This is a genomic window from Bradyrhizobium genomosp. III (genome assembly GCF_000261705.1).
Lineage (GTDB): Bacteria > Pseudomonadota > Alphaproteobacteria > Rhizobiales > Xanthobacteraceae > Bradyrhizobium > Bradyrhizobium ottawaense.
Map to the genome: position 1 here is coordinate 1 of NZ_AJQF01000547.1, position 3570 is coordinate 3570.

Sequence of the window (3570 nt, forward strand, 5' to 3'; positions counted from 1 at the left end):
ACGCTGCCACGGCCCCGACAGTCAAGGTGATCGTACTCTCGGATCTGGGTACGAAGAAACTCGCGAGCGCGGAGGAGGCGGCACTCGCGAGGGCGTCATCGTCGGCGACCGGGCACCTGGAGATATTGCAGGCTCCGCCCTCCAGGAACGCACTGACCGGATTACTCAAGCGATTGGACGAACTTTTGCAGTTCGATCTGCCGGCTCAGCAAAGCGCGGTCTCGCAAGCGCGCCACGGGAAGCCCGAGGACGCCGATCACGCCGTGGATCTCGTCGTTAAGCGCCTGCAGACACAGGCCTCCGAGATTGAGGCCAGTGTAGCCGCGCTGGAGGAGCCTCGCCGACGTGTCCTACTCACGCCTGCGCAAGTGCCGGAAGTGCACGACAAAATAGCCCGGCTCAAGGCGATGTTGTCCGAGGTGCAGGGACAGGCAAACTCTTTCACGGCGCAAAAGGCGGTGATCACGATCGATTGCATGAAGACCTACGCGTTTCCGTCCCAGAAGTATCTTGAACAGTTGCGAGCGGCCGGGGAGTTGGCGGCTGTGAATTCACCGCGCGCCTTGAAGGATGATCCGGGGACACTGTTCGAGATCAAGCTGCAGCCCAAGGCCCTGCGCAATGGCGCGACGCCAAGCCCGATGTGGGTGCACATCCATACCAAGCGGCCGGTACATGCCAGGCAGTTGGCAACGCTGAGCGATGCCGGGTTCGCCGCTTGCCACGTGAAGTCAAATGACCAGCGCGGCTACAATCAGGACTGGCAGAGCGCTCGAGCTGCGACGGGGCGCGAGAACGTCGTGATCCACCGCGGCAAGCTCACGCCGGCGTTCTGTAGGTCCTTGTTGCGCACCGCAGCTGGCGGCCAGCCGTGGCATCCCCTTCCCGAGGCGGAGCACGCGTCGATGCAGTTCGCGCGCCTCGGGATGTAGTTACCTGGGTGTCCCGCGCCAGAGCGTCGCTGTGGTGACACGATCAAGTGGACCGTTTCTCACCGAGAGGAAATCCTCGATGAGCTCGAAGCCGGCGCGGGCTTCCTCGAACAGATCGACAACAGGGTCCGATTGAAATTCGATCGGGAGCGTCGTGACCCCAACTTCCTTTCGCTTGGCAGCTGAACCGTCAAATGCCGGCGATGTGTCGTCTCAAGTCCAGGCGCATGCGATCAGCGCTCCAGGCTCTTCATCTTCGAAAGTGAGTACACATGAAATTCGTCTCAATGAATCGGGGGGGGCAACAAACGGATAGCGTGGACGCGCAAGATGCCTCTCCAGCCGACTCGTCGGCAGAGGCGGCGGCCTTTCAGCGGCAGCTGAGCGAGGTCGCTGTCCTGTCCGCTCCCGTGCTCATGCAGGTCCGCGCCTATCAAGCGGATGCATCGCGATCTGAGGCGCGACCCATCGTGCGGGCGAGCGGGCAACCATATACGCCGGCTCCGCACGGTGAAGGCGGTGGAACGACGCTGAATGCGTCGGCGCTGCCGCTCGGCCATGCAAATTTGGTTTTCGCAGGAAGCGGCATGGATCCTGTTTATTCCGACGATGCGTCTCTTATTGAGGGGCTCGGGCCGGCACTCTTCAAGGCTGGGGCCTCCGAGCGCACCGTCAGGCGCAATGTACGTTGTCTTCTCGGATTGGGGCATTGGCTCGTAAAGAACGGAAAGCCGGGCATTGCTGCCCGGCTTTCCGAAGAGTCGCTGGTCGAGGATGCCCTGGAGTTCGGCAAGCAGGAGGGGCAGGCCATCGCTACGCCACTGGTTCATCTTCGAGCCTCCCAATCGCCGGGCGGCATCGCGCCGATTGCAAGCCGGGTTGAGCTGAATCCCTATTCCCAAGATGCGGATCTCATCAAAGGGTACAAGGAAGATGCAGCGTCAGGCACCGCCAACACCGTCAGGAAGTATGCAACTCTTCTTATCGATTTCAGTGATTACCTCCGTGAGAACGATAAGCCCGGCATTGCTGCTCGACTTGGCGACGGCTCGCTGGATAATGATGTCAGCCAGTATAAGGAGGCGGACCCCCGTGGCCGCAGAAAAGCCGGGGCCGCACTGGCTCATCTCCTGAGGTCGCCGGCGGGTGCTAGAGCGATCGAGCTCCGGCCTCATATTCGCCCCGTTCCTGATTTCGAAGGCGCGGTTCGCGCTGAGCCGAGCCGGACCCGGGCCGCGACTGCACAGCACAGCTCGAGCGGAGCTATCAGCTGGCCGGAGACTCTGCCTGCGAACCAGCAGGATCTGCTTTTGGAGACGATGGACGGACCCAGCTCCTCGCCGCCTATCGAGACAATTGCGCACCATCAACAAGCAGCGGATGCAGGAGGGTCTTTTCGTGACTTGAACTTGCCCCGCGCCGACCATGGGGTTTCACCGCCGCATGGCCTGGCATTGGATGCTGCAGGGTCCCTGAACTGGCGCCACCATGACGACGAACTGACGGATAAACGTCACAGGAACCCGCTCGGGCCAGGCGAGCAGGTTCTCGTCATCAATGAGCATGATATAGGGGAGTTGAGATCAGCGAAGAGGCAGAAGACGCTAAGCAATCCGCAGGGCGTCGCCGTTGAGCGGCAGCTGATGCAGACGCCATCCCATCAACTGGCGGCGTCCCCATCGCAGATGCAGGCTCCGATGCTGTCGCAAAACGAGCTGATCGGCGAGCCGCTCTCGGGGGAAGACGCGGAGCTCTTGGCGAGGTTTCGTGTAGACGCCAAGCGGCGCAAGCTCACCCCAGGCGCCATCAATAACAGTGTTTCCGGGCTTGGGAGATTTGTTCGCTGGGTCAACGCAGAGCATGGGGGGTCCGTAGCTTCTCGGCTACGAAAAGGTACACCGCTGGATGAGGAAATTGCGGCGTACCGGAGATTGGGCCGTGACCCCCAGCACCGCATTACATCGGCCCTGGATGTTCTCCGGCGGCTCTTGCGTGGGGGTGAAGAAGCCGAAGCTCCCGAACCCCGCGTCCTCGGTGCCCCACGTCGCCTGGTTCCTCATCCAGAAGATGCGCCCCTCATCGAGGGCGCGCTGAGCCAAGCTCTGAAACATGTTAAAACTGCGAAGGATAAGGGGTCTGCGCAAAAGCGGGCGACACGTCTTCGCGCGCTGAGTGCGTGGCTTAAAGGGAATCGCAAAGGGAGCATCATCGGGCGACTTAACGGCTCTAGCAAGGAGCAGTTAACGCTGGACAACGATGTGCTGGCGTTCCAACGGACCGGAGGCGCAAGATACCGTCCCGATTTGTCGCATCTTCGCAGCTACTTAAAACTCATCGAGGCGAACCGAGAGCTGGGGCTGCCAGGCCCTGAGCAGCCGAGCTCGCCGGCCGCGTGGGGCGATCGGCATCCCGGCTCGGCGCAGGATCTTCCCTCAACGCCGGCAAGCCCAAGCGCGGGAGCTTGGGTTTGGTTGGGTGAACAGCTGCACGAACCAGCATCACCATCCAGGCCCCCGTCACATGCTAAGGGCAGGCTTGAGCCATCTGTTGATCTGAATGCGCCGACGCCGTCCGAGTTGCGCGACGATGCTCACTTTGCGCCGGCGCATCCTGCCAGGGCTCGTTCAGACACCTACGC

General features: G+C 61.7%; 2 pseudogenes. Both read left to right on the forward strand.

Annotation, left to right across the window (positions count from 1 at the left end):
* Positions 1–932, forward strand: a pseudogene (locus IC66_RS0141600) (hypothetical protein); the annotation flags it as partial.
* Positions 933–1519: 587 nt separating this feature from the next.
* Positions 1520–3570, forward strand: a pseudogene (locus IC66_RS44725) (Ulp1 family isopeptidase); the annotation flags it as partial.